Source organism: Cellulomonas sp. (assembly GCF_035634735.1).
In the GTDB taxonomy this organism is placed as follows: Bacteria; Actinomycetota; Actinomycetes; order Actinomycetales; family Cellulomonadaceae; genus Cellulomonas.
The window spans coordinates 26,649-51,468 of record NZ_DASQCJ010000198.1 but is presented as its reverse complement, the minus strand read 5'-3'; the positions used below and the strand labels follow the sequence as shown (position 1 = coordinate 51,468).

22 protein-coding genes are annotated in these 24,820 nt (G+C 77.0%); 12 read left to right on the top strand and 10 right to left on the bottom strand.

What is annotated here, in order from left to right:
* The 4 genes from VER05_RS16490 to VER05_RS16475 all read right to left on the bottom strand — a co-directional run.
* Nucleotides 1-557: alcohol dehydrogenase catalytic domain-containing protein (locus VER05_RS16490; protein ID WP_324846401.1), on the bottom strand; the 557-nt coding region annotated here is incomplete at its 3' end.
* Nucleotides 554-1,033, bottom strand: a complete 480-nt coding sequence (locus VER05_RS16485; RefSeq protein WP_324846400.1) for a hypothetical protein — start codon at nucleotides 1,031-1,033, stop codon at nucleotides 554-556. The genes VER05_RS16490 and VER05_RS16485, both read right to left, overlap by 4 nt.
* Nucleotides 1,030-1,605, bottom strand: coding sequence for a type 1 glutamine amidotransferase domain-containing protein (locus VER05_RS16480; protein ID WP_324846399.1), 576 nt, complete (start codon nucleotides 1,603-1,605; stop codon nucleotides 1,030-1,032). Before VER05_RS16480 ends, VER05_RS16485 begins: the two co-directional genes overlap by 4 nt.
* Before the next feature lies 1 nt (nucleotide 1,606).
* Nucleotides 1,607-2,761 carry a glutathione-independent formaldehyde dehydrogenase gene (locus VER05_RS16475; protein WP_324846398.1) on the bottom strand — a complete coding sequence of 385 codons (1,155 nt, stop codon included), beginning with the start codon at nucleotides 2,759-2,761 and terminating at the stop codon, nucleotides 1,607-1,609.
* Nucleotides 2,762-2,982: 221 nt separating this feature from the next.
* Here VER05_RS16475 and VER05_RS16470 point away from each other — a divergent pair, with 221 nt between their 5' ends.
* The 3 genes from VER05_RS16470 (at nucleotide 2,983) to VER05_RS16460 (ending at nucleotide 5,246) form a co-directional block, all read left to right on the top strand.
* Complete coding sequence (locus tag VER05_RS16470; protein WP_324846397.1) at nucleotides 2,983-3,996, top strand: helix-turn-helix transcriptional regulator; 1,014 nt, start codon at nucleotides 2,983-2,985, stop codon at nucleotides 3,994-3,996.
* Nucleotides 3,997-4,057: 61 nt separating this feature from the next.
* Complete coding sequence (locus VER05_RS16465) at nucleotides 4,058-4,474, top strand: hypothetical protein (RefSeq protein WP_324846396.1); 417 nt, start codon at nucleotides 4,058-4,060, stop codon at nucleotides 4,472-4,474.
* 85 nt (nucleotides 4,475-4,559) lie between these two features.
* Nucleotides 4,560-5,246 carry a DUF6766 family protein gene (locus VER05_RS16460; RefSeq protein ID WP_324846395.1) on the top strand — a complete coding sequence of 229 codons (687 nt, stop codon included), beginning with the start codon at nucleotides 4,560-4,562 and terminating at the stop codon, nucleotides 5,244-5,246.
* A gap of 15 nt (nucleotides 5,247-5,261) precedes the next feature.
* Here VER05_RS16460 and nhaA read toward each other — a convergent pair whose 3' ends face one another.
* The gene (nhaA, locus tag VER05_RS16455; RefSeq protein ID WP_324846394.1) at nucleotides 5,262-6,530 is read right to left on the bottom strand and encodes a Na+/H+ antiporter NhaA; all 1,269 of its coding nucleotides are present in this window, start codon (nucleotides 6,528-6,530) and stop codon (nucleotides 5,262-5,264) included.
* A gap of 361 nt (nucleotides 6,531-6,891) precedes the next feature.
* On the opposite strand from nhaA, the gene VER05_RS16450 reads away from it, so the two are divergent.
* The 4 genes from VER05_RS16450 to VER05_RS16435 all read left to right on the top strand — a co-directional run bounded on the left by VER05_RS16450 (nucleotide 6,892) and on the right by VER05_RS16435 (nucleotide 12,640).
* Nucleotides 6,892-7,302: a hypothetical protein gene (locus tag VER05_RS16450; protein WP_324846393.1), complete on the top strand. Its 411-nt coding sequence runs from the start codon at nucleotides 6,892-6,894 to the stop codon at nucleotides 7,300-7,302.
* Between the two features lie 237 nt (nucleotides 7,303-7,539).
* A complete protein-coding gene (locus VER05_RS16445; protein ID WP_324846392.1) occupies nucleotides 7,540-7,947 on the top strand; it encodes a hypothetical protein in 408 nt (135 codons plus the stop codon).
* A 76-nt stretch (nucleotides 7,948-8,023) separates the two neighbouring features.
* Nucleotides 8,024-11,668, top strand: a complete 3,645-nt coding sequence (locus VER05_RS16440; RefSeq protein ID WP_324846391.1) for a TM0106 family RecB-like putative nuclease — start codon at nucleotides 8,024-8,026, stop codon at nucleotides 11,666-11,668.
* Between the two features lie 9 nt (nucleotides 11,669-11,677).
* A complete protein-coding gene (locus VER05_RS16435) occupies nucleotides 11,678-12,640 on the top strand; it encodes a hypothetical protein (protein WP_324846390.1) in 963 nt (320 codons plus the stop codon).
* Here VER05_RS16435 and VER05_RS16430 read toward each other — a convergent pair.
* Nucleotides 12,637-13,668, bottom strand: a complete 1,032-nt coding sequence (locus tag VER05_RS16430; protein ID WP_324846389.1) for an FUSC family protein — start codon at nucleotides 13,666-13,668, stop codon at nucleotides 12,637-12,639. The genes VER05_RS16435 and VER05_RS16430 overlap by 4 nt on opposite strands.
* A gap of 141 nt (nucleotides 13,669-13,809) precedes the next feature.
* Here VER05_RS16430 and VER05_RS16425 point away from each other — a divergent pair, with 141 nt between their 5' ends.
* Both VER05_RS16425 and VER05_RS16420 read left to right on the top strand, forming a co-directional pair.
* Nucleotides 13,810-14,292: a DUF1269 domain-containing protein gene (locus VER05_RS16425; protein ID WP_324846388.1), complete on the top strand. Its 483-nt coding sequence runs from the start codon at nucleotides 13,810-13,812 to the stop codon at nucleotides 14,290-14,292.
* A gap of 10 nt (nucleotides 14,293-14,302) precedes the next feature.
* Complete coding sequence (locus tag VER05_RS16420; RefSeq protein ID WP_324846386.1) at nucleotides 14,303-14,800, top strand: hypothetical protein; 498 nt, start codon at nucleotides 14,303-14,305, stop codon at nucleotides 14,798-14,800.
* Nucleotides 14,801-14,831: 31 nt separating this feature from the next.
* On the opposite strand, the gene VER05_RS16415 is transcribed toward VER05_RS16420, so the two are convergent.
* A complete protein-coding gene (locus VER05_RS16415) occupies nucleotides 14,832-17,378 on the bottom strand; it encodes a LuxR C-terminal-related transcriptional regulator (RefSeq protein ID WP_324846385.1) in 2,547 nt (848 codons plus the stop codon).
* A 366-nt stretch (nucleotides 17,379-17,744) separates the two neighbouring features.
* On the opposite strand from VER05_RS16415, the gene VER05_RS16410 reads away from it, so the two are divergent.
* Nucleotides 17,745-18,182 carry a DUF6325 family protein gene (locus tag VER05_RS16410; protein ID WP_239194470.1) on the top strand — a complete coding sequence of 146 codons (438 nt, stop codon included), beginning with the start codon at nucleotides 17,745-17,747 and terminating at the stop codon, nucleotides 18,180-18,182.
* Between the two features lie 103 nt (nucleotides 18,183-18,285).
* Entirely contained in the window at nucleotides 18,286-18,624 is a 339-nt protein-coding gene (locus VER05_RS16405; protein WP_324846384.1) for an SHOCT domain-containing protein, read from the top strand.
* 170 nt (nucleotides 18,625-18,794) lie between these two features.
* On the opposite strand, the gene VER05_RS16400 is transcribed toward VER05_RS16405, so the two are convergent.
* Both VER05_RS16400 and VER05_RS16395 read right to left on the bottom strand, forming a co-directional pair.
* Entirely contained in the window at nucleotides 18,795-20,294 is a 1,500-nt protein-coding gene (locus tag VER05_RS16400) for an MFS transporter (RefSeq protein WP_324846405.1), read from the bottom strand.
* A gap of 62 nt (nucleotides 20,295-20,356) precedes the next feature.
* Nucleotides 20,357-23,086, bottom strand: a complete 2,730-nt coding sequence (locus tag VER05_RS16395; RefSeq protein ID WP_324846383.1) for an HAD-IC family P-type ATPase — start codon at nucleotides 23,084-23,086, stop codon at nucleotides 20,357-20,359.
* Between the two features lie 207 nt (nucleotides 23,087-23,293).
* On the opposite strand from VER05_RS16395, the gene VER05_RS16390 reads away from it, so the two are divergent.
* A complete protein-coding gene (locus VER05_RS16390; protein ID WP_324846382.1) occupies nucleotides 23,294-23,674 on the top strand; it encodes an SHOCT domain-containing protein in 381 nt (126 codons plus the stop codon).
* Nucleotides 23,675-23,809: 135 nt separating this feature from the next.
* Here VER05_RS16390 and VER05_RS16385 read toward each other — a convergent pair whose 3' ends face one another.
* Entirely contained in the window at nucleotides 23,810-24,820 is a 1,011-nt protein-coding gene (locus VER05_RS16385; protein ID WP_324846381.1) for a hypothetical protein, read from the bottom strand.

Genomic DNA, 24,820 nt, shown 5'->3' with positions numbered 1-24,820 from the left:
CCGGGCTGCACGCCCGCCTGGTGCGCCCCGGTCCACCCGGTCGGCGCCGCGTCCGAGGCGAACAGCGCCCGCTCGTCGGAGACGCCGTCGGGGATCGCGAACACGCCCTGGTCGGCGTACGGCACCCGGATGTAGCGGGCGTGGCTGCCCGCCCAGCCGCCCATCGCGTGGGAGTAGCCGTAGCAGCCCCCGATGGACTGGCCCCACAGCGCCTCGGTGATCCCCGGGTTGGGGTTGCCGTTGTCGCAGAGGGACCACAGGCCCTGCTGGCAGTACCAGCACTGCCCGCAGCTGGTGAAGGAGACGACCACGACCCGGTCGCCGACCTGGTGCTTGGTCACGGCGCGGCCGACCTCGGCGACCGTACCCATGAACTCGTGCCCGAGCACGTCGCCGGCCCGCATGGCCGGGATGTAGCCGCCGACCAGGTGCAGGTCGGAGCCGCACGTCGCGCTGAGGCCCACCTCCAGGATGAGGTCGTGGTCGTTGAGGATCGTCGGCTCGGGGACGTCCTCCACGCCGATCTCGTTGACGCCCCGCCAGGTCACCGCCTTCATCGCACACCTCCCACCGGCGCGACCCTGGTCCACGCCTCCAGCAGCGCGCCCCACGGCGTCGCCGTCCGCCTGCCGTGCGGCGCCGGGTCCACCGCCAGCACCTCCCCGACCTCGATGAGCTGCTTGCTCCGGCGCAGCGCCGCGCGCAGCTCCGCCTGCGGGGCGCGGCCGGCGAGGCGGGCAGGCGCGGACGCCGACCCGGGCCGGTCGCGCAGTCGGGCCGCGAGCTCGGCCCCCTTGCCGCCGGCGGCCGGCCGGACCCGGACCTCGACCCGGTCGCCCAGGTCGGCGAGCGGGCCCGGCAGCAGGGCGGTGTCGACCTCGGACGGGTCCCGCAGCACGGTCACGGCGAGCCACCCGGACCCGGTGCCCCCGCCCGACCCGGGGCCCTGCGCGGACCGTCCGCGCACGACCCGTACGAGCAGCACCGCGCCGCCGGCGAGCACCACCGCGGACCCCGCCCGCGCGGCGCTCACGACGCGGCCCCCGCGTCGGCGGCCTGCGGACCGCGGGCGAACTCCTGGACGATCCGCTCGCAGAACGCGGGCAGGTCGTCGGGCGACCGGCTCGTGGTGAGGTTGCCGTCCGTCACCACCTCCTCGTCGACGACCTCGGCCCCGGCGTTGCGCAGGTCGGTGCGCACGCTGGGCCACGAGGTGAGGCGACGGCCCCGCACGACGTCCGCCTCGAGCAGGGTCCACGGGCCGTGGCAGATGGAGGCGACCGGCTTGCCGGACTGCACGAAGTCCCGCACGAACCGCACGGCGACCGGATCCATCCGGAGCTTGTCCGGGTTCACCGTCCCGCCGGGCAGGAGCAGGGCGTCGAAGTCCGCGACCGGCGCCTCCGCGACCAGCCGGTCGACCGGGAACGTCCCGGCGTCCTCCAGGTCGTTGTTCCGCGCCTGGATCTCGCCCGGCGCGAGCGACACCACGACGGTGGTCGCGCCCGCGTCGTCGAGCGCCTGGCGCGGCTTCCCGAGCTCCACCCGCTCGACGCCGTCGGCGGCCAGGATGGCGACGGTGCGCCCGTCCAGCGCCCCGGCCACGTCAGGCCCCCTGCCCGGCCGGGTGCAGGACGACCTTCGTCCAGCCGTCGTCCCGGTTGTCGAAGTGCTCGTACGCCTCGGGCGCCCGGTCGAGCGGCAGCTCGTGGCTCACGATGAACGACGGCTCGGCCTTGCCGCCGGCGATGAGGTCGCGCAGCTGCCGGTTGTACTTCTTCACCGGCGCCTGGCCCGAGCCGAGGTGCTGGCCCTTGAACCAGAACAGCCCGAAGTCGAACGCGAGCCTGCCCTGCTTGGCCAGGTCGTCCGCCGCGCCCGGGTCCTCGGGCACGTAGACGCCGACGGCCCCGATCGTCCCGGTGAACCGGACGGAGGCGACCAGCCGGTTCATCGTGAGGTTCGCCTGCTCCTGGCCGTCCGGCTCGTGCGCCTGGTAGCCCACGCACTCGCAGCCGTTGTCGGCCCCCAGGCCCATCGTCTGCTCGAGGACCGCCTCGACCGGGTCGACCTTCGAGTCGTCGATCGCGATCGCGCCGATGGACTCGGCCAGCCGCAGCCGGTCCGGCTGCCGGTCGACGACCATGACCTTGCCCGCGCCGCGGATCGTCGCGGACAGCGCCGCCATCAGGCCCACCGGGCCGGCGCCGTAGATGACCGTCTGGTCGCCGGGCTTCACGCCCGCCATCTCCGTGGCGTGGTAGCCGGTCGGGAAGATGTCGGCGAGCATCACGTAGTCGGTCTGGCGCTCCTCGGCGTCCTCCCCGAGCCGCAGGCAGTTGAAGTCGCCCCACGGCACCCGCAGCAGCTCGGCCTGGCCGCCGCCGTACGGCCCCATGTCGGCGAACCCGTACGCGGCCCCCGCCATGCTCGGCTCCGGCTGCGCGGTGAGGCAGTAGTTCGTCAGCTGCCGCTCGCAGTTCTTGCAGTGGCCGCAGGCGATGTTGAACGGGAGCACGACCCAGTCGTCGACCTGGATCTTGTCGACCCCGTCGCCGACCTCGACCACCTGCCCGAGGTTCTCGTGGCCGAACCAGCGGCCGGTCTCGAAGTCGGTCCGGCCCTCGTACATGTGCAGGTCGGAGCCGCAGATGTTGGCGGACGTGACCCGCACCAGCACGTCGGTCGGGCGTTCGATCCGCGCGTCCGGGACGTCCGAGACGCTGATCTTGCGCGGGCCCTCGTAGACGACAGCCTTCATGACGACTCCTCGGTGGTCGGTCCCGGCCCGGGCAGGGACGGTCACGTCATTGCACCCACGCGCCGCTCCGGCGCGGTATCGGCAGACCTGCCGATCCCGGGCTGCACGGGCCGGGCGCCCCCGCAGGCGACGAGGCCGGGGGTGGAGTAGGAAGGGAGTCGTCGCACCCGCCGGTCGATCGAGCAACGGTCGACCAGGCTGGGGTCAGCGGAGGGGTCCCCATGCGCTCGCTCCGCGCCGATGAGCTGCTCCTCGCCGAGGCCGCGTCCGTCGGACCGGCCGCCACGCCGGCCGAGCGCGCACGGCTCCTCATGGACGTGCTGCGCCGGGTCGTCCCGTACGACGCCGCGTTCCTGGCGATCGCCGACCCGTGGGAGCGCCGCTACGACGCGATCGTCCCGGTGGACCTGGACGACGCCGCCGTGCAGTACCTCCGCGGCCCGCAGGTGGCCCGCGACATCGAGCTGACCGGCACCGACCGCGCACGGCCGCCGCTCGGGCCGTCGGACCTGCCGTACTCCGCCGAGGAGCTGCCGACCTGGGCGGACTGCCTCATCCCGTCCGGGCTGCACGAGGGCCTCGGCGTCGCCCTGTTCGCCGACGGGACGCGGCACGTCGGCCACCTCGCGGTGCTCTCCGCCGGCGCGGACGCGCCGTCCCCGGCCGTGCGACGGCGGCTCGCCCGGTTGGCGCCCCTGCTCGCGCGCGGCGTCGATCCCCTGGCCACGCTGCTCGCCGGGGCGCGCCTCGTCCAGGGGGTGACCGCCGGCACGGCGCTGTGCGCCGACGGCGGGTGCCAGGTGGTCCCGGGGCTGGCCACCGACGCGCTGCTGCTCCCGGGGTCGGCCGCCCTCGCCGCGGCGTGGCGCCGGGTGGGCGACCGGCAGGTGTGCTCGTCGTTCCTCTGGCCGCTCGGCGGCCCGCACGCCCCCGGCGGGCACGTGCGGGTCACCGTCCTGAGCACGCCGGACGACGTCGGGGCCGGGCTCGCGGGCCTGGTGCGGCTCTCCCCCGCCCCTCCGCTGCGCGGGCTCACGCCGCGCGAGCTCGAGGTGCTGGGGTTCCTGGTGGAGGGGTGCACCAACGCCGACATCGGCCGGCGGCTGGTCGTGTCCCCGCGGACCGTGGCCACCCACCTCGAGCACATCCTGGCCAAGCTCGGGACGCCGACCCGGACGCACGCCGCGGTCCGCGCGGAGCGGGACGGCCTGTACGTCCCCGCGGTGCCCTGCTGATCCCCCGCGGACGCCGCCCACTCGGGATGCCGACGGCGTCGTTCCCTGTCACGATCCGGCCATGGCCCCTCGATCCGGGGCGATGGTCGTGGTCGCCCTCGCTGCACTGTCGTCGGGCGCCTGCTCGCCGCCCGGCGACGCGCCGGCGCAGGTGGTCGCCGGCTTCTACGCCGCACTGGCGGCCGGCGACGGGGTCGCCGCGTGCGCGGCGCTGGCGCCGGCGGTCGTCGAGTCCGTCGAGGAGGACTTCGCGAGCGCGTGCCCGGAGGCGCTCACCACCGGTGACCTGGGCGACGACCTGCAGGACCGCGCGCAGGGCACCACGGAGCCCCGGGTGCGGGTCGCCGGCCGGCAGGCCCAGGCCGTGCTCGGCACCGACACCGTGTTCCTGTCGCGGTCCGGCTCCGGCTGGCTCATCACGGCCGCGGGCTGCACCCCGCGGCCGGAGCGTCCGTACGACTGCGAGGTCGAGGCATGAGGGCACAGCGCATCCTGTTCGCCGCGACGCTGGCCGTCGTCCTGCTCGGCCTCGGCTACAGCGTCGTCATCGCCTGGCTGCAGCGATGACGCGCCGGGCGCCCCGCGTGCTGCGCGAGAACGGCCTGAGCCTGTTCTTCGCCGCGATCTTCGTCGCCGCCGTCGCGGGACAGGCCGTCAGCGGGCTCGCGCTCGTCAACCGGGAGCAGGTCTCGGCCGGCCTCGACCCGCTCACGCTCGGGCAGTACCTCACCTCGTCGGCCTTCCTGGTCGACCTGACGGAGAACTGGCAGTCCGAGTTCCTGCAGTTCCTGCTGTTCATCGGCGCGACCGTCTGGTTCCTGCAGCGCGGGTCGCCCGAGTCGAAGAGCCTGGACCAGGCCGGTCGGGAGAGCGACGAGGAGCAGGCCGTCGGCGCGCACGCGGGTCCGACGTCCCCGTCCTGGGCGCGACGGGGCGGGTGGCGGCTCGGGCTCTACTCCCACTCCCTGACGCTCGTCATGGGCGCGATCTTCCTCGGGTCCTGGCTCGCGCAGTCGCTGACAGGCGCCGTGGCGTACTCCGAGGAGCAGATGCGCGACCTGCAGGACCCGGTGACGTGGACCGAGTACCTCACGCTCCCGGACTTCTGGAGCCGGACGCTGCAGAACTGGCAGTCGGAGTTCCTCGCCGTGCTGTGCATGGTGGTCTTCGCGATCTACCTGCGCGAGCGCGGCTCCCCCGAGTCCAAGCCCGTCGGCGCACCGCACAGCGCCACCGGCGTCGAGTCCTGACGGCCGTCGTCCCGGTCAGCGCGGCGCGTCCTCGATCGCGGGCTGCGGCGCGTCGACCACCCCGTCCGCGTTCTCGTCCGCCGAGCGGACCCGCCGGGCGTCCAGCCGGAGCAGCACCGCGGCCGCCGTCGCCGACAGCACGGTGCCCGCGAGCACCGCGATCTTCGCGGCGCCGACCAGGCCGTCGTCCCCCTCGAACGCCAGCTCAGCGATGAGCAGCGAGACCGTGAACCCGATGCCCGCGAGCAGCCCGACGGGCGCCAGGTCCCGGATCCCGACCCCCTCGGGCAGGTGCAGGCCCCGCCCCCGCGTCACCAGGGCGACGGCGCCGAGGATGCCCAGCACCTTGCCGAGCACCAGGCCGAGGACGACCGCCAGGACCACGGGCTCCCCGAGCACGCCGGAGACGCCGTCCCCGTCGACCAGGGTCACGCCGGCGGCGAAGAACGCGAACAGCGGCAGCGCCACCGCGGCCGACCACGGCCGGATCGCGTGCTCGTAGCGGTGCACGCGCGAGCCCTGCTCCCCGTTGCGCGCGCGGGCGGGGACGGTCAGGCCGAGCAGCACGCCCGCGATGGTCGCGTGCACGCCGGACGCGTGCATGAAGCCCCACGCCACCAGCCCGAGCGGCCAGAGCAGCCACGGGTGCACGTACGGCGACCGCACCAGCAGCGCGAACAGCACGACGGCGGCGAAGGCCGCGGCCAGCGCGCCCACGGCGACGCCGTCCGAGTAGAACACCGCGATCACGATGATCGCGAGCAGGTCGTCCACCACCGCGAGCGTCAGCAGGAAGGTGCGGATCGCGACGGGCAGGCCGCGGCCGAAGATGGCCAGCACGGCGAGGGCGAACGCGATGTCCGTGGCGGTCGGCACCGCCCAGCCCTGCGCCGCCGCGCCGTCGCCCGCCGCGGTGACGACCGCCAGGTAGATCGCGGCGGGCACGAGCATCCCGCCGACCGCGGCGATCACCGGGACCGCGGCCCGCCGCGGGTCGCGCAGGCTGCCCGCGACGATCTCGTGCTTGAGCTCGAGGCCGACGGTGAAGAAGAAGACCGCGAGCAGCCCGTCGGCGGCCCAGTGCGCCAGGTCCAGGTCCAGGTGCAGGGCCTCGGGCCCGACGGTCCAGGCGGACAGGTCGTGGTACGCGTCGCGCCACGGCGAGTTCGCCCAGACGAGGGCGAGGGCGGCGGCGGCGATGAGCAGCGCCCCGCCCGTGGTCTCCCGGGAAGCCCAGGCGCGGAGCCCGGGGCGTGCGGCGGTGCGGGTGTGCTGGTCGGGCATGGGTCTCCCCCGGTCACGGCTGACCCCCGCGCGGAGGGTCGCCGAGCGGGGAGCCGACCAGACTTCCCGGCACACCAGCGGACGACGATACGGGGCGGGGGCGGGCTCCGCAGCCCGGTCCCACGAGCCGGGTGCGACTTTCGTCGTACCGGCCGCGGGACCGACGCCCGATCCCCGTCCCGGTCCACCGGCACGAGCCTGAGGACATGAGCTCCTCCACCGGCCGCCACCGCGGACAGCGCGGACGCCGAGGACACCGCGGACACCCCACCGCTGACGTGCCGCCACCCGTGCGCTACGTTCCGCACGGGTGCGACCACCCGCTGCACGACGCCCTGCGAAGAAGCCGCGAGGAAGCACCATGAGCACCGCCCACGTCACCACCCGCTCCACCTGGCAGCAGTTCTGGGACCGCGGAGGGTTCTGGCGCGCCGCGCTCGCCTGCGTCGGCTACCTCGCCCTGTACCTCGGCGCAGGGCTGCTGATCGGCTCGCTGCTCGGTGACCAGGTCGACGCCGACGACCTGTTCTCCTCCGTCCCGAGCGTCCTGGTCGCGCTGACCCTGCCGCTGCTCGTCGGCGCGGTCGTCCTGTCGGCGTTCGTCCGGTCGCTGGGCTGGTTCCGCGAGCTGTTCGCCCGCCAGGCCCTGCCCGGCCGCGGCTGGATGTGGGTCGCCCCGGTCGTGGTCGGCGCCGCGGTGCTGCTGCGGTTCGCCGGGATATGTTCCTGTCGGCCGGCGGCATCGACCAGACCGCGACCGGCGGCGACGTGAACGTGGCCCTCACCCTCGCGGCCCCGGCCAACATCCTGTGCATCCTCATCGCCGTGGCCGCGCTGTTCCTGGTGCGGGGCCGGGCGCGGGACCGCGCCGCGGCGTAGGCCGCCGGGGGCGCCCGGCCGGCGTCGACGCCGAGGTCACCCCGCGCAGGTGATGCCGCCGACGGCGGCCGCCGGGAGCGTGGTGCCAGCCGCCGCGCCCGCGCGGCCCCCTCCGGGACGGGAGCCCGTCATGATCATCTTCCTGATCCGGGTGCTGATCTTCCTCGGCTCGGCGGCGCTCGGCCTGTGGGTCGCCTCGCTGCTCCTCGACGGCTTCCACCTGACGCCCAGCGGGTTCCTCGCCGCGGTCGTGGTGTTCACGGTCGCCCAGGCGGTGCTGTCGCCGTTCATCGCGAAGATGGCCGACCGGTACGCCACGGCGTTCCTCGGCGGGGTCGGCCTGGTCTCGACCTTCGTCGCCCTGCTGATCGCCTCGACGTTCACCGGCGGGCTGACGATCGAGGGCGGCGCGGCGACCTGGATCGCCGCGGTCGTGGTCGTCTGGCTGGTCACCGCGCTGGGGACCTGGCTGCTGCCGTTCCTGTTCCTGCGCAGGCGGCTGGCGGAGCGGCGGGCCGGCGGACCCCGGCCGGCCTGACCCCGCCGCGCCGCGGGTGGCCGCCGGCGGCCCGCGACCGCGGCGCCGTGTCCCCGGCTCCCCGTAGCCTCCAGGCGTGCAGATCCTCGACGACGGCGCCCTCGCCCTGAGCGCCGGCGACCTCGGCGCCGCGGCGGCGTGCCAGTACGCCGTCGCGCGCGCCCTCGACGCCGCGCTCGGCCGCGGCCCGGCGGTGCCCTGCGCCGTCGACGCCACCGCGGCGCGGGCCGGGCGGCTCGGGGCCGCGCACGAGCGCCGCCTGCTCGAGGCGCACCTCGCCCGGCTCGGCCCGTACGACCCCGGGACGGGGCGCGGCGTGCTGGTGCTCCCCCGGCCCGAGGACCGCACCGCCGCCGGGCTCGCCGCCGCGCACGACCGGACGCTGGCCCTGCTGCGCGCGGGCGTGGACGTGCTCGGCCAGGCGGCGTTCTTCGACGGCACGTTCACCGGGTACGCGGACTTCCTGGTGCGCGACCCGGCGGACCCGGGCGGCGCACCGCGCTACACCGTGGTGGACGCCAAGCTCGCCCGCCACGAGCGGCCCGCCGCGCTGCTCCAGGTCGCGGCGTACGCCGACCAGCTGGAGGCCGCGGGCATCGCGCTGACCGACCACGCCGAGCTCGTCCTCGGCGACGGCCGCACCACGCGGCACCGGCTCCGGGACCTGCTCCCCGTCTACCGGGACCGCCGGGCCCGGCTGCAGCGGCTGCTGGACGAGCACCGCGCCGGGGACGCACCCGCCGCCTGGGGCGACCCGCGGTACCGCGCGTGCGGGCGGTGCGACGTGTGCGCCCCCGAGCTGGAGGCGCGCCGGGACGTGCTGCTGGTCGCGGGCGTGCGGACGACCCAGGCGGCGCGGCTGCGGGACGCGGGCGTCCGCACGATCGAGGACCTGGCCGCGCGCGCGGAGCCGGTCGACGGCGTCGGCACGGAGACGCTCGCGACGCTGCGCGCCCAGGCGGCGTTGCAGTCGCGGCAGGACCACCGGGACGGGTCGGTGCTGGTCGACGTGTTCGACACCCGGCCGATCGGCGCGCTGCCGGCCCCCGACCCGGGCGACGTGTTCTTCGACTTCGAGGGCGACCCGCTCTACTCGGCCGGGGAGGTGGGCGCCGACGGGCAGCCCGCCGCCTGGGGCCTGGAGTACCTGTTCGGCCTGGTCGAGGCGCCGGCCGCCCCGGGCGCGGATGCGCCGTTCCGGGCGTTCTGGGCGCACGACCGGGCGCAGGAGCGGCAGGCGCTCGTCGACTTCCTCGCGTACGTGCGCGAGCGCCGCGCCGCGCACCCGGGGATGCACGTGTACCACTACGCCCCGTACGAGAAGACCGCCCTCCTGCGCCTCGCCGCGCGGCACGGCGTGGGCGAGGCGGAGGTCGACGAGCTGCTGCGCGCCGGGGTGCTGGTCGACCTGTACGCGACGGTGCGCGGGTCGCTGCGCACCGGGCAGCGCTCGGCCTCGCTGAAGAAGCTCGAGCCGCTCTACATGGCCGCGCAGCGCACGGGCGAGGTCACCACGGCGGGCGACTCGATCGACCAGTACGCCCGGGCGTGCGCGCTGCGGGACGCCGGGGACGACGCGGGCTGGCGCGCGGCGCTGGCGGCGATCGCGGACTACAACGCGGACGACTGCGAGTCGACGCGGCGGCTGCGGGACTGGCTGCTCGCGCGCGCCGCCGAGGCGGGCGTGCGCCCGCGGCCGCACGTGCCGGCGGCCCCCGGTGCGGGCCCCGGGGCGGCGGGCGACGCGGGCGACGACGCCCCCGAGCACGACGCGCTGGCCGCAGCCCTCGCCGCGTATGCCGACGACCCCGCGCACCGCGCCGGCACGGCGGTCCCGGGCCGGCGCACCCCCGACCAGCAGGCCGTCGCGCTGCTCGGCGCCGCACTCGGCTACCACTGGCGCGAGCAGAAGCCGTTCTGGTGGGCGCACTTCGACCGGCTGTCCGCCGACCCCGCGGACTGGACCGACCCGCGGTCGACGTTCGTCGCGGAGCGCGCCGAGGTCGTGACGGACTGGCACACCCCGCCGCGGGCCCGCACCCGGCAGCGGGTGCTGCGGCTGACCGGGCGCCTGGAGCCCGGCAGCGAGCTGCGCGCCGGCGCGACCTGCTTCGGGCTGTTCGACGGCCCGGCGCCGGCGCACGCGCAGGTCCCCCGCCACGCCACCCGCGGGTACGCCCCCGGCTTCACCGTGCTCGACGTGACCGCGGCCGGCGACGGGCCCGCCGCGCGCGACGAGCTGCTGGTGTCCGAGCGGCTGCAGGCCGCCTGGGCGCCGCACGACCGGCTGCCGATGGGCCTCGGCCCCACCCCGCCCCCGCCGACCGGGACGATCGCCGCGGCCCTGCGCGGCCTGGCGGACCGCGTCGCCGCGGGGCTGCCCGCCGTCCCGCGCCAGGCGGCCCTCGACCTGGCGCGCCGGCTCCCGCCGCGCACCCGGTCGGGCCGGCCCCTGCCCGTCCCCGACGACGGCCCGGACGGCACGGTCACCGCGATCACCGCCGCCCTGCGCGACCTCGACGGCTCCTACCTCGCGGTGCAGGGGCCGCCCGGCACCGGGAAGACCTACACCGGGTCGCACGTGATCGCCGCGCTGGTCGCCGAGGGCTGGCGGGTCGGCGTCGTGGCCCAGTCCCACGCGGTGGTGGAGAACCTGCTCGCGAAGGTCGTCGACGCGGGCGTGGCCCCCGCCGCGGTCGGCAAGAAGCCGCGCCCCGGCGCCACGACGCCCCCCGCCTGGACCCCGCTGACGGACACCGCCGCGTTCGCGCGGTTCGCCGCCGCGCAGGCCGGCGGTCTCGTGCTCGGCGGCACGCTGTGGGACCTCACGCACCCCGACCGGCTGCCCGCGGGCGGGCTCGACCTGCTCGTGGTCGACGAGGCGGGCCAGTTCTCCCTGGCGAACACGTTCGCGGCGTCCGCGGGCGCGCGGAACCTGCTGCTGCTCGGCGACCCGCAGCAGCTGCCGCAGGTGTCGCAGGGCCACCACCCCGAGCCGGTCGACACGTCCGCGCTGGGCTGGCTCACGGACGGGCACGACACCCTGCCCCCGCACCTGGGGTACTTCCTCGACGCCACCTGGCGGATGCACCCGGACCTGTGCGCCCCGGTGTCGGAGCTGGCCTACGACGGGCGGCTGCACGCGGTGCCCGCCGCGGCGGCCCGGCACCTCGACGGCGTGCCCGCGGGCGTGCGGACGGTGCTGGTCGACCACGACGGCAACGCGGTGTCGAGCGTCGAGGAGGCGGAGCGGGTGGTCGCCGAGATCCGCGCGATGGTCGGGCGCACCTGGACCGCGGACGGCGCGGCGCGCCCGCTGGCCCCGGAGGACGTGCTGGTCGTCGCCGCGTACAACGCCCAGGTGTGGACGCTCACCCGGGCCCTCGCGGCGGCGGGGCTCGACGGCGTCCGGGTGGGCACGGTCGACCGGTTCCAGGGGCAGGAGGCGCCGGTCGTGCTCGTCTCGCTCGCCGCGTCGACGCCCGAGGACGTGCCGCGCGGGATGGAGTTCCTGCTGTCCCGGAACCGGCTCAACGTCGCGCTGTCCCGCGGGCAGTGGGCGGCCGTGGTCGTCCGGTCCCCGCGGCTGACCGACTACCTGCCCGCGGCGCCGGCGCAGCTCGCCGAGCTGGGGGCGTTCCTGCGGCTGAGCGGCGGGCCGGCCCCGGCGGAGGCCGCCGCCCGCGCGCCCGCGGCCGCGGGTGTCGGACCCGGCGCCTAGCGTGGGCGCATGGATGTCCTCGCGTGGCTCCTCGACGGCGACCCGGCGATCCGCTGGCAGGTCCTGCGCGACCTGACCGGCGCCCCGGCGGACGAGGTCGCGCGCGAGCGGGCCCGCGTGGCGCGTGAGGGCTGGGGCACCCGGCTGCTCGCCGCGCGGGACGAGGACGGGCTGTGGGCCGGCGGGGCCTGCTTCCCCGCGGGCTACCACGGCGAGGGGCCCGGCCAGCCGTGGACCGCCACGATGCACTCGCTCCAGACGCTCGGGCTGCTCGGGCTCGACCCGGCGGCGCCCGAGGCCCGGGACGCGATCGCGCTCGTGGCGCGGAACGGCCGGTGGGAGCACGACGGCCAGCGGTACTTCGACGGCGAGGTCGAGCCGTGCATCAACGGCCGCACCGTCGAGGCCGGCGCGGTGTTCGGGGTCGACGTGTCCGGCGTGGTGGACCGGCTGCTCGCGGAGCAGCTCGCCGACGGCGGCTGGAACTGCGAGGCCGAGAACGGGTCCGTGCGGTCGTCGTTCGACACCACGGCGTGCGTGCTGGAGGGGCTGCTGGCGTTCGAGCGGGCCGGCGCCGACCCGGACCCCGGCCGCCTCGCCGCCGCCCGGGACGCCCGGCGGCGCGGCGAGGAGTACCTGCTGGAGCGCGGCCTGCTCCGCCGGCTGAGCACGGGAGAGGTCGTCGACCCGGCCTACCTCGACCTCGCGTTCCCGTTCTACTGGCACTACGACGTGCTGCGGGCGCTCGACCACCTGCGCGCCGCCGGGGCCCCGCCGGACCCCCGGACGGCCGAGGCGGTCGCGCACGTGCGGTCGCGGCGGCGGCCGGACGGGCGCTGGGCCCTCGACCGGGTGCACCCGGGGGCGGTGCACTTCCCCCTGGACGGCGGGGCCGGCGACCCGAGCCGCTGGATCACGCTCCGGGCGCTGCGCGTGCAGGCCTGGGCGGACGCCGGGTCCGCGGCCGGCTAGCGGGCCGGGTCCGCCCCGGGCGGCACGGCCGCGGCGTCGTCACCGGCCGGGTCCCGCCGCGCCCGCCGGTCGAGCAGCGCCCGCCCCGGCACCACCACGGCGAGCACCAGCGCCGCGCCGAGCACGGTGAGCCCCACCCGCTCCAGGTCGGTGGCGAACGGCTCCCCCGTGCCCGAGGTCAGCAGGATCACCGTCAGCGTGAGCAGCGCCGCGTACTGCGCGTACGGCCGCGCCAGGTTCGCCCACGCGGCGGCGAGCGCGCACAGCACCCCGAGCACCGTCAGCACCCGGTCGTCGGGCACCACGGCCACGAGCAGCGCGGCGGCGAACCCGCCGGCCAGGGTGCCCGCGACCCGCGCCCCGGCGCGGCTGCGGAGCCGGTCGTACCGGGGGTGCAGGACGACGAGGACCGTGAGCAGCACCCACCACGCGTGCGAGTCGGGGAACCAGCGCATGCAGACGGCGGTGGCCACCGCCATGAGGGGCACGAGGACGATCCCGTACAGCCGGGCGCCCCGCGCCGTCTCCCCCGGCGGCCGCGGCACGCGCCAATGGCGGCCGAGGGTGGTCAGCACCAGCGCGGTCCACGCGCCGCCGAGCGCGACGAAGCCCGCGGCGACGAGCACGCGGGCCGGCGTCACCGGGTCGCCGGGCGCGATCCCCAGCGCCGCGGACGCGGGCGGGGAGACCAGGGCCAGGGCCAGCGGCGTCGCCGCCGTCGTGCCCAGGAGCAGCCCGCCGGACCGCGAGCCCCACGCCACGGCGGCGCACGCCGCCGCCATGACCAGCGCGCCCGCCCACGGCCACGGGCTCACCGCGGTGCCCACCGCCGTCGCCGCCGCCGCGAGTCCCGCGCCGAGCCACGCGAGACGCGGCGCCAGCAGGAAGCCGCCGAGCGTCGGCGGCAGCGCGAGGAACACCAGGTAGGCCTCGGCGTGCCAGGGCGACGCGGCGACGGCGGCCGCGGGCAGGAGCAGGAGCAGCGCGGCGCCGACCAGGCGGGCGCGCGGGGGCCGGCGGTCGTCCACCGCGCCACGCTAGCGCCGCCGGACTCTCACCCCGCCCGGGTGAGCCGGTCAGCGAGCCGCCCGGGGGACAGTGCAGTGCGGGCACGCCGTGCCCGGACCCGGACCGGCGCGCCGCACGCCGCCGCACGAGGAGGACGAGCGATGACGACGTTCACGGCCTGGAAGTTCGACACCCCCGAGGGCGCCGAGCGCGCGCGGGGCGCCCTGCGCGACGCCCAGGGCGAGGGGATCGTCACCGTCGTGGACTCGGCGGTGGTGTCCTGGCCCGAGGGCGAGAAGCGCCCCGAGCTGCACCACCACCACGAGGACGGCAAGCACGCGGCGGGCTGGGGAGCGCTGTGGGGCCTGCTGGTCGGCGGCCTGTTCTTCGTGCCCCTCCTCGGCGCCGCGGCCGGCGCGGGCATCGGCGCCCTCGCCAAGTCGGTCGAGGGCGTCGGGATCGACGAGAAGGACCTGATCAAGCTCCGGGACGAGACCACCGAGGGCACCTCGGTGCTGCTCGCGGTCACCCAGGACGGCGACCTCGACCGGCTGGGCGAGCGGTTCCACGGCCTGGGCTCCCGGCTGGTCGCCACGAACCTGACCGAGGCCGAGAAGAGCCTGCTGCTCGAGACGTTCGGCTGAGCGGTCCGCCGTGACCGGCACCGAGGCGCTCACCCGGCCCCGGCTGGTCCGGCGCCGCGCGGGTCACCTGTACGGCCTGGTCGTCACCGGGTCGGTGCTCGCGGCCGCGCCCGACTCGATCGGGCTCGCGCGGCTGGCGCTCGCCCTGCTGGGCACGCTGGTCGTGTACTGGGCCGCGGAGAGCTACGCGCACTGGACGGCGACGCGCACGCTGCTGGGGCGCAGCCTGCACGGCGAGGAGCGGCGGGAGGTCGTGGCCGACGGCCTCCCGCTCGTCGCCGCCTGCCTGGTGCCGGTGGCGGTGCTGCTGGCAGAGGCGGTCCTGGGGGTCGCGCCCGGCACCGGGGTGCGGATCGCGCTGCTGACGAACACGGCGCTGCTGGTCGGCGTCGGCTGGCGGATGGCCACGTCGGGCGGCGTGCGGGGGTTCGCCCGGGTCGCCAACTCCGTCGGCGTCGGGCTGCTCGGCGTCGCGATGGTGGCGCTCAAGTACGCGCTGCACCACTGACCGGGCGGGGCGCCCCCGCTCCCGCGGCTCCTCAGCTCAGCAGCCCCAGCGACCGCCCCCGCGCCACCGCCGCCCGCCGGGTCTGCACGTCGAGCTTCCGGTAGAGCGACTTCAGGTGCGCCTTGACGGTGTTCACCGAGACGAACAGCTCCTCGGCGATCTCGGTGTTGCTCGCCATGCTCGGCAGCGCGGCGAGCACGCTGAGCTCGCGGTCGGTGAGCGGCACCGGCAGCGGCTCGGGCTCGGGCGCGGGCTCGGGGGCGCCGACGTGCGCCACCAGGGCCGCCGCCAGGGCGTCCGACCGCTCCGGCAGCACCCGCGCGAGCGCGGCGCGCCCCGCGGCCCCCGGGACCACGAACGGCCGGATCACGAGCTCGGTCGCGGCCACCGCGAGCGCCCGGCGCGCGAGGTCGTCCGCCAGCCGCGGGGCGCCGCGCTCCTCCGCGAGGTCGGCGAGCAGCAGGCACGCCTCGCTCTGGGTGAGCACCTGCCCGGTGTCCGCCGCCCAGCCGGCCGCCACCCGGGCGTGCCGCAGCGCCGCCGGGGTGTCGCCGTGCGCGAGGGCCCGGCGCGCGGCGACCAGCGCCTCCAGCGGCGAGGCGATCCGGGCGTCCGCCGGCGCGGCCGCGGCGTCCGATCCGGTGAGGGCCGCGAGCTCCGCGGCCGCGCGCAGCCGGAGCCCGGCGACCAGGGCCGGCACCGGGCCGGCGGGCCGCTCGACGGACAGCGCGTGCGCCGCCGCGCGCACCCGGCCGCGCCCCAGGGCCGCGAGCGCCTGCACGGCGTGCAGGGCCGCCACGCACCACGGGTCGTCGCCGGCGTCGGTCGCGGCGAGCCCGTAGGCGACGGCGCGGTCGGCGTCCCCCCAGCGGGCCCGCAGCAGCGCCACCCAGGCGAGCGCGGCGTAGGCGGGCCGGACGTGCGCGTACCCGGTCCAGCCCGATGCCACCGCGACGTCGACCGCCTCGCGCGCCGCCCGCTCCGCGGCGTCCAGCCGGCCGAGCACCGCGAGCGCCATCGAGAGCCCGGCCCGGGAGCTGAGCGACGTGAGGTCGACGGCGTCCGGGTCCTCCGCGACCGACGCGGCGAGCTCCCGGTGCGCCCCCACCGCGTCGCCCTGCCAGAGCAGCGCCCCGCCCCGCAGGTCGTGCGCCGAGCGCAGGTACGGTAGGTACGCCGGGAACGGCCAGGGCGCCTGGGCGAGCGCCTCGAGCGCCGCGACGGCGCCGCTCCCCTGCCCCGCGACGTCGCCGGTCCCCCGGGCGGCGGCCGCGTCGAGCAGGTCGGCCAGCACCCGGGCGGCCACCGGCGGGCGGCCCGCGTGCGCCGCGTCGTGCTGCGCGAGCGTCCGGATCCGCGCCACGTGCGCCCGGCACGCCGGGTAGGCGCGGTCCACCTGGGCGAGCGCCGCGGCGCACAGCTCGCTCCACGCGGCCGGCGGCGCCTCGTCGTACGGCAGCCGGAGCAGCGCCTGGCGCACCGCCTCCCGGTTCGGCGTGACCAGCAGCGGGGCGGCGGCCTCGGCGACCACGCGGCCGACCAGCTCGCCGTCCTCCGCCTCGGTGGCGTGGTCGAGCGCCGCCACCGGGTCGCCGTGCCGCAGCAGCCACCGCGCGGCGCAGGCGTGCGCGTCCTGGTGCCCCTCGGGGTCCCGGACCCGCAGCGTGGTGTGCAGGATCTCCCGGAGCAGCGGGTGGTACCGCAGGGACGCGCCGGCCGGCGCGACCGGCCCGACGAAGTCGTGCGCCGCGGCGAGCGCGTCGTGCAGCCGGCCGGCGGGCGCGCCCGGGCTGAGCGCGCGCGCGAGCTCCGGGCTGAACGTCGGCACCACGCTGGACCGGAGCAGGAACGACCGCACCGCGCCGGGCTGCCGGTCCACCACCTCGTCGACCAGGTAGTCCGCGACCGCGCGGTCGTCCGCCAGCGCGTCCGCCACGTCCTCCTCCGTGGGCGGCTCGCCCCCGCCCTGCAGCCGGGCGAGGCGGCCGAGCGCGATCCGGACGCCGGTCGGCCAGCCCTGGGTGCGCTCGAGCACGAGCCGGGCCTGCTCCGGCGTGACGTCGACGCCCTCGACCTCCCCCAGCGCCCGCACGTCCGCCACGGTGAACGCGAGGTCCTCCGCCTCGAGCACGGTGGCCCCGCGCCGCCCGATCGGCGGCTCCGACCGGCTGAGGACCAGCAGCCGCAGCGGCACGTCGGCGGCCAGCAGGTCGCGGACCGTCTGCACGACGGTGTGGTGCCGGATCACGTCGAGGTCGTCGACCACCAGCGTCGTCTCGGTGGGCAGCGACTCCAGGCCGCGCATCCACCGGGCCACGAACGCCGGCGTGCTCGTGGGCGGGACGCGGAGCCGGGCGAGCGGGTGGTCCGCCGGCACCGCGCCGCTCGCGCGCAGCGCCTCCAGCACCCGGCTGGCGAGCGCCTGCGGCACGGTGTCCCGCGGCTCGAGCGACAGCCAGGCCACCGGGCCGGGCCGGGACGCCGCCCAGGTCGCCACGGCCGTGGTCTTGCCCCAGCCGGCGCCGGCCGCCACGACGGTCAGCCGGGCGTCGCCGTCCCCGTCGAGCAGCTTGTCCACGGCGGGGCGCCGCACCGTGCGCGCGGCGGACGGTCGCAGGGTGCGCTGCTCCGGCGTCCGGACGGCGAGACTCCCGGTTCCCCTGCCCGGTGGCTCGCGCAGTTCCCGTCCGGCGCCCCTCCCCGGGGAGCCCATGGCCGCAACGTATACCCGGCCGTCGCGGTCCCGGGAGGGGTTGCGGGGCGACCCACCCCCGGCGGGTGAGACCCGTCGTCCGGGCCTCCCCGGGGCCCCCGGAGCGGGTTCCGGTGCGTCCACCCGCGGCGGGTGATGCCCGCCCGACCAGCCCCGACGAGCGTAGGCACCGGGTTCGCGGGGGCGGCCCCGCCCGGGACGCCCGGGCGCCGCGGAGCGCAGGAGGCAGTCGTGGAGACCGCGATCGAGGACATGGGCCCGGTGGACTACCTGGTCGTCGAGTTCCCGGAGAACCGCCTGGACGGCGAGGCGTTCCCCCTGCTGATGGACCTGGTCGACCGGGGCGTCGTCCGGGTCCTCGACCTGGCGTTCGTGGCCAAGGCCGACGACGGCACGGTCACGGGGATCGACCTGCGCGAGCTGGACGCCACCGGCGACTTCGACGTCACCGTGCTCGAGGGCGCGTCGTCGGGGCTGCTCGGCGACGACGACCTGGCCGAGGCGGCGGCGGCGCTGGCGCCCGGCGCCGCGGCCGGGGTGCTCGTGTACGAGAACGCGTGGGCGGCGCCGTTCGCGTCGGCGCTCCGGCGCGGCGGTGGCCAGCTGGTCGCGAGCGGGCGGGTGCCGGTCCAGGCGCTGCTCGCGGCGCTCGACGCCACCGAGGTCTGACGCGGCGCCGGCGCCGGACGGCACGACACGGCACGACACGACACGGCACGACCCAGGCACGACGAGGACACCACCACAGGACACGAGGGACGAGGAGGGGACCATGCCCGGACTGCTGCGAGGGGTGGCCAGGACGGCCGTGATCGCCGGGACCGCGAGCGCGGTGTCGGGCCGGGTGCAGCGGCGCCAGCAGGGCCGCTGGGCCGAGCAGGACGCCCGCGCCGCGCAGGCCCAGTACGCCCAGGCGGCGGTGCCGCCCGAGTACGGCCCGCCGGGGTACAGCCAGGAGCCGCCCTACCCGGCGGTGCCCGCGGGGTCGCCGGCGCAGGACGCCGCGGACGCGCGGATCGCGCAGCTGCGCGACCTGGCCCGGCTGCGGGACGAGGGCGTGCTGACGGCGGAGGAGTTCGCCGCGCAGAAGGCCCGCATCCTGGCGAGCTGACCGGCCAGGAGCCACCCGCGCCGACCCCTGCCGGCGCGGGTGGCTCCGCCACGTCCGCACGGACGCCGAGATGGCAACTCTCGGCTGTCACGGGGCCGTCCGGCACAGCCGAGAGTTGCCGTCTCGGCGAGGGTTCGGCGGGCGAGGACGGTCCCGCACCCGAGGGCGGGTCACGCCGCGCGGGCCGGCGCCGCCGCGGCGCGGCGCATGCGCAGCGCGTTCGCCGCACCCAGCGCGCCGGCCACCAGGGGCACCAGCAGCGCGGACTGGAGCGCGCGCGGCCGCACCTCCTCGTTGATCCGCACCACCTCGGCCGCGGCCGCCGGCGGCTCGTCCGCGAGCAGCGCCTGGAGCTGGGTGGTGCTCATCAGCTCGGCGTCCTCGTCGAGCGCCGCCGCCACCCGCTCCTGGTCGGCCGGCGCCAGCACGGCGCTCGCGCGCGCCTGGGCGGTGAACCCGGCGGACAGCGTGGCGAGCAGCACCGCGCCCGCGAGCGCCAGGCCGAAGGACAGCCCGAACGACCCGCCGGCGGAGTTCACGCCCGCGGCCTCGCTCACCCGCTCCTCCGAGACCGGCGACAGCGTGTAGTCGTTGAGCTGCGAGACGAGCAGCCCCAGCCCGCAGCCCGCCACGACCAGCGGCGCCGCGAGCGCCCACCCCGACCCGGCGCGCGGCACGATCGGCAGCAGCGCCGCGATCCCCGCCACCAGCAGCAGGAACCCGCCGAGCACCACCCGGTGCGCCGGCCACCGCCCCGCGCGCCGGCTCATGGTCAGCGCGACGACGAACATGCTGAGCGACAGCGGCGCGAGCGACAGGCCGGCCGCCATCGCGTCGTACTCCAGGACCAGCTGCAGGAAGATCGGCAGCGCGATCATCGCCCCGCCGAGCGCCACCTGCTGCAGGAGCTGCTGGGAGACGCCGATCCGGAACCGCGGCGCGCGGAACAGCCCCGGGTCGATCAGCACCGCCCGCCCGCGCCGGGACCGCCGCACCAGCCACCCGGCCAGGCCCGCGAGCGCCAGCACCCCGACCGCGAGCAGCAGCCCGACCGACTCGGCGCCCTCCTGCCAGGCGAGCACCCCCAGCACGAGGCCGCCCATCCCGGCGGCGGACAGCAGGGCCCCGACGACGTCGATCTCCCGCGACCCCGTGTACGGCACGTCGCGGACCAGCCGGATGCCGGACAGCACGACGACGATCACCACCAGCTCCAGCCCGAAGGCGACCCGCCAGGACAGGTACGTGGTGATGAAGCCGCCCAGCAGCGGCCCGACCGCCGCGGCGATCGAGGCGGCGGCGCCGACCAGGGCGTACACCCTCTTCTGCGCGGTCCCGGTGAAGTTGCCGTGCACGAGCGACTGCATCGCGGGCAGCAGCAGCGACGCCCCGAGCCCGCCGACGACCGCCCACAGCACGACGACCGCGGTCAGGCTCTGCGCGAACGTCATCGCGGCCGCGCCGACGGCGTAGCCGAGCAGCCCGAGCACGTACGCCCGCTTCCGCCCGACGAGGTCGCCGACCTTGCTGCCGACCAGGATGAACGCCGCCGACACCAGCGCCTCGAGCGCGATCGCCGACTGCACCCCGCTGACCGTGGTCCCGAGGTCGCGCACGACGGCGGAGATCGACACGTTCATCAGCGAGGTGTCGACGACCAGCACGAACATCGCGAGCGCGAGCAGCACCGCCAGCCGGCGCTCGGTGCGGCCGAGCGCCTCGGCGGGGGCGGTCACCGGACCACGGCGCCGGCCGGGACCTCCGCCCCGTCCCGCCGCGCCGCCAGCCGCGCCCCCCAGCGCAGCAGCTCGGCGACGACCAGGTACCCGAGCACGGCCAGCAGGCAGACGCCCCACTGCTGCGGCGACAGGTTCGTGGTGCCGAACAGCCGCTGCAGCAGCGGGATCGACGTCACCAGCACCGTGAGGCCGAGCACGACGAGCACCAGCGTCACGAACCGCGCGTTCGCCACGGTCTCCGCGCGCAGCACGCTCCGGTACCGGTCCCGCCACTCCGCGGCGACCACGACGTGCACGAGGGACATCGCGGTCAGCCCCATGGTCGTGGCGACCAGCAGCCCGTACCGCGGCTCGGCCCACGCGACCACGAGCAGGACGGCCACCGCGACCAGCACCCCGTCGACGCCGAGCCGCGCCCCCAGCGCGCGGCCGAGCACGGGCGCGTCCGCGGCCCGGGGCGTGCGGCGCATGAGGTCGGAGGCCGGCGCGTCGAACCCGAGGCCGATCGCCAGCACCACGTCGATCGCGAAGTTGATCCACAGGATCTGCAGCGGGGACAGCGGCACGCCGTTCGCCACGGTGAACACCCCGGCCCCGACGAACGTGAGGATGAACCCGACCAGCACCACCATCTGGAACCGGATGTACCGCATCAGGTTGTCGTACAGCCCGCGGCCGCGCTCCACGGCGGTGACGATCGTGGCGAAGTTGTCGTCGGTCAGGATCATCTCGGCGGCGTCCTTGGTGACCTCGGTGCCCGTGATCCCCATCGCCACGCCGATGTCGGCCCGGGTCAGCGCGGGCGCGTCGTTCACGCCGTCGCCGGTCATCGCGACCACCTGGCCCCGGCGCTTGAGCACGTCGACCAGCCGGACCTTGTCCTGCGGCGCGACGCGCGCGACCACGCCGATGCCGTCGACCTCGGCCTCCAGCCGCTCGTCCGGCATCGCGGCGAACTCGGCCCCGGTGAGCGCGCGGCCCTCGATGCCGAGCTGGCCGGCGATCGCCGCCGCGGTGGTGACGTGGTCGCCGGTGATCATCCGGACCCGGATGCCCGCGTCCTTGCACGCCGCGATCGCGTCCCGGGCCTCCTTGCGCGGCGGGTCGACGATCCCGACCAGCGCCAGGAGCTCCAGGCCGTCGACCAGGTCGAGCAGCTCCCCGGCCAGGTCCGCCTGCCCGACGTCCTTCTGCGCGAGCGCCAGCACCCGCATGCCCTCCCCGGCCAGCGCGTCGTTCTCCGCCTCGACCCGCGCGCGCAGGTCGCCGATCGGCCGGGTGCTGCCGTCGGCGTCGCGGTAGTGCGTCGCCCGGGCGAGCAGCACGTCCGGGGCGCCCTTGACGTAGCAGCGCACGGCCGCGACCCCGTCGACCTCGACCTCGTGGAACGTCGCCATCAGCTTGTACGCCGCGTCGAACGGGACCTCCGCCACGCGCGGGTGGGCCAGCCGGGTCTCCTCGACGTCGAGGCCCCCCTTCGCGGCGAGGACGACCAGCGCGCCCTCGGTGGGGTCGCCGACCAGGTCGCCGTCGCGGACCGTCGCGTCGCTCGCGAGCGCCATCGGCAGCAGGAACGGCTCCAGCCGGACCTCGGGCCCGCCGCCGGTCGCGAGGATGCGCCCGGTGGTCGCGTAGCCCTCCCCGTCGACCCCGTACCGCCGGCCGGCGAGCACGAGCCGCCGCGCCGTCATCTGGTTGAGCGTGAGCGTGCCGGTCTTGTCGGAGCAGATCGCCGACGTGGCGCCCAGCGTCTCGACCGAGCGCAGCCGCTTGACGATCGCCCCGGCGCCCGCGAGCTCCCGGGTGCCGAGGGACAGCAGCATCGTGACGACCGCGGGCAGGCCGGTCGGGATCGCGGCGACGGCGAGGCTGATGCCGACCAGGAACAGCGTGTCGAAGTCCTCGCCGCGCGCCAGGCCGAGCACGATCACGAGCACCAGGGCCACCGCGGCCATCAGCGTGATGATCACCGTCAGCCGGTTGAGCTGCCGGGTGAGCGGGGTCTCGTCGGTCTCGACCGCGCCGAGCATCCCGGAGATGCGGCCGACCTCGGTGGCCATGCCGGTCGCCGTAACCACCATCTCGCCGCGGCCGCGGGTCACCTGCGCGTTCATGTACGCCATGTCGACGCGGTCGCCCAGCGGCACGGCGTCGCCGGTGACCGGGTCGACCGACTTGGGCACCGGGGTGCTCTCGCCGGTGAGGCCGGCCTCCTCGATCTCGAGCGACGCGGCGACGACGAGCCGGCCGTCGGCGGGCACCTTGTCCCCCGCCTCGAACCGCACGAGGTCGCCGGGCACCAGCTGCTCGGCCGGCACCTGGAGCACCTGGCCGTCGCGCAGCACCCGCGCCGTCATCACCAGCATGGTGCGCAGCGCCGCGACGCTCTCCGCCGCCTTGCCCTCCTGGTGCAGACCCATCAGCGCGTTGACCACCGTCAGCGCCAGGATCACGAGCCCGGTGCCGAGGTCGCGCAGCGCCACCATGCTCACCACGGCGGCGCCCACCAGCACCAGCTGCATCAGGTCCGCGTACTGGCGCGCGAACGCCCGCCACTTCGGCTCGGGCTTCTCCTCCGCCAGCGCGTTCGGCCCGTGCTCCCGCAGCCGCTCGGCCGCCTGGTCCGCCGTCAGCCCGCGCGCCGGGTCGACCCCGAACGCCGCGCACGTCTCCGCCACGGTCGCGGCGTGCCACTCCCGCGCCGGCACCTGGGTCGTCGTCATGTCGCCACCCGTCGCCGCGTGGGCGCCCGGCGGCGCCCCCTCGACCACCGTCGTCGGGGCCCCGACGGACGGGCGTCACCCGGGGCGGGTGATCGGGGCCGCGCTCACCCCCGGCGGGTGTGACGCCGCAGGTCCGGAGCCGGGCAGCGTGGTCACCGGGCCGGTCACGGACGGGGTCGGCCGCGGCTCGAGCGGAGGGTGGGACCCGTGAACGACTTCTGGGACTGGTTCTGGCTGATGATCTGGTGGTTCCTGTTCGTCGCCTACCTGGTGCTGCTGTGGCAGATCTGCGGCGACCTGTTCCGCGACCGCGACCTCAGCGGCTGGTGGAAGGCGCTCTGGATCGTCGCGCTGATCGTGGTGCCGTGGCTGTCCATGCTCGTCTACGTGATCGCACGCGGCCGGGGCATGGCGGAGCGGCACGCGGCGGCGATCGCGAGCGCGCGCCGGGAGACGGACGCGTACATCCGCCAGACGGCCGGCAGATCGCCGGCCGACGAGATCGCCGACGCCAAGGCCCTGCTGGACCAGGGCGTCATCGACACCGAGGAGTTCGGCCGCCTGAAGGCGCGGGCCCTCGCGGCGTGACCGCCGGACCCGCGGCGGGCACCCCGCCGAGATAGGACCGTCCCGCCGAGATAGGGCCTCCCACGGACCTATCTCGGCGCGGAGGTCCTATCTCGGCGACCGGGCGCGCGGGCGTGGGGCGCGCGCGAGCGGGCGTCAGCGCAGCAGGCCCGTCAGGACGCGCTCGGCGTCCGAGCCGGCCGGCACCGGCAGGTCGAGGGCCGCGTCCCCGGACCGCAGGGTCACCACCACCACGTCCGCGTAGACCGGGTGCGGCACGGCGCGCACGTCGGTGAGCCGCTCCAGCGGCAGCACCACCCGGGATTCGGAGTGCACCGGCGTGCGGCCGCGCGCGAGCCACGCCCGCCGGCCGAACACCTGCAGCTCGCGCCCGTCCGAGGCGACGACCGCCGCGTGCACCGTCATCGGGTGCAGCAGGTGGACCGCCCGGGACACGCCGCCGCGCAGCGGCAGCACGGTGCGCCGGGGGTGCGCCGCCAGCGCCCGCAGCCCGGGCTCGCGGTCGGCGACCTCGCGGTACGCCGAGACCAGGCCGATCTCCTTCTCCCCCAGCGCCCGGCGGTCGAGCCGGCCGAGCCCGGGCGCGCCCGCCGTGGGGTCCCGCGGCGCCGGATCGCCGGACGTCGGCACCGGCCAGGCGAGCGCGCGGAGCGTGTCGACGAACCCCTCGACCACGTCGGCCGAGGAGCCGCTGAACCGCACGGCGACCGACGGGCCGGCGAGCGCGTGCACCGTGAGCCGCCCGTCCAGCAGGTCGACGCTCGTCCCGACCGCGGCGACCTGGTCGTAGGGCACCTCGACGACGTCGTAGCCCCGGCCCGCCGCGGTCCGGCGGGTGGCGGCGCGCCCGCGGGCGGCCGCGTCGCCGCCGGTCCGCCGGCTCAGCGCGGTGAACCGGTCCGGCCCGAGCACGAGGAGGTGGTCGTAGAGGTCCATGTCCGGGGTGGCGTCCCGGCGCGCGATGTCGCGCGGCACCTTGAGCACCAGCCGGCTGCCCGCCAGGTCCACCGGGTGGTCCCGGTAGAGCGGCGGGACCTCCTCCGCCGTGCGCACCGGGTCCACCCACGGGCCGAACGCGTCGTACTCGGGCGTGCTCGGTGCGTCGCCCCCGCCCTGGTCCTGCCGCCGCGCCGTCGCCGCGTTCAT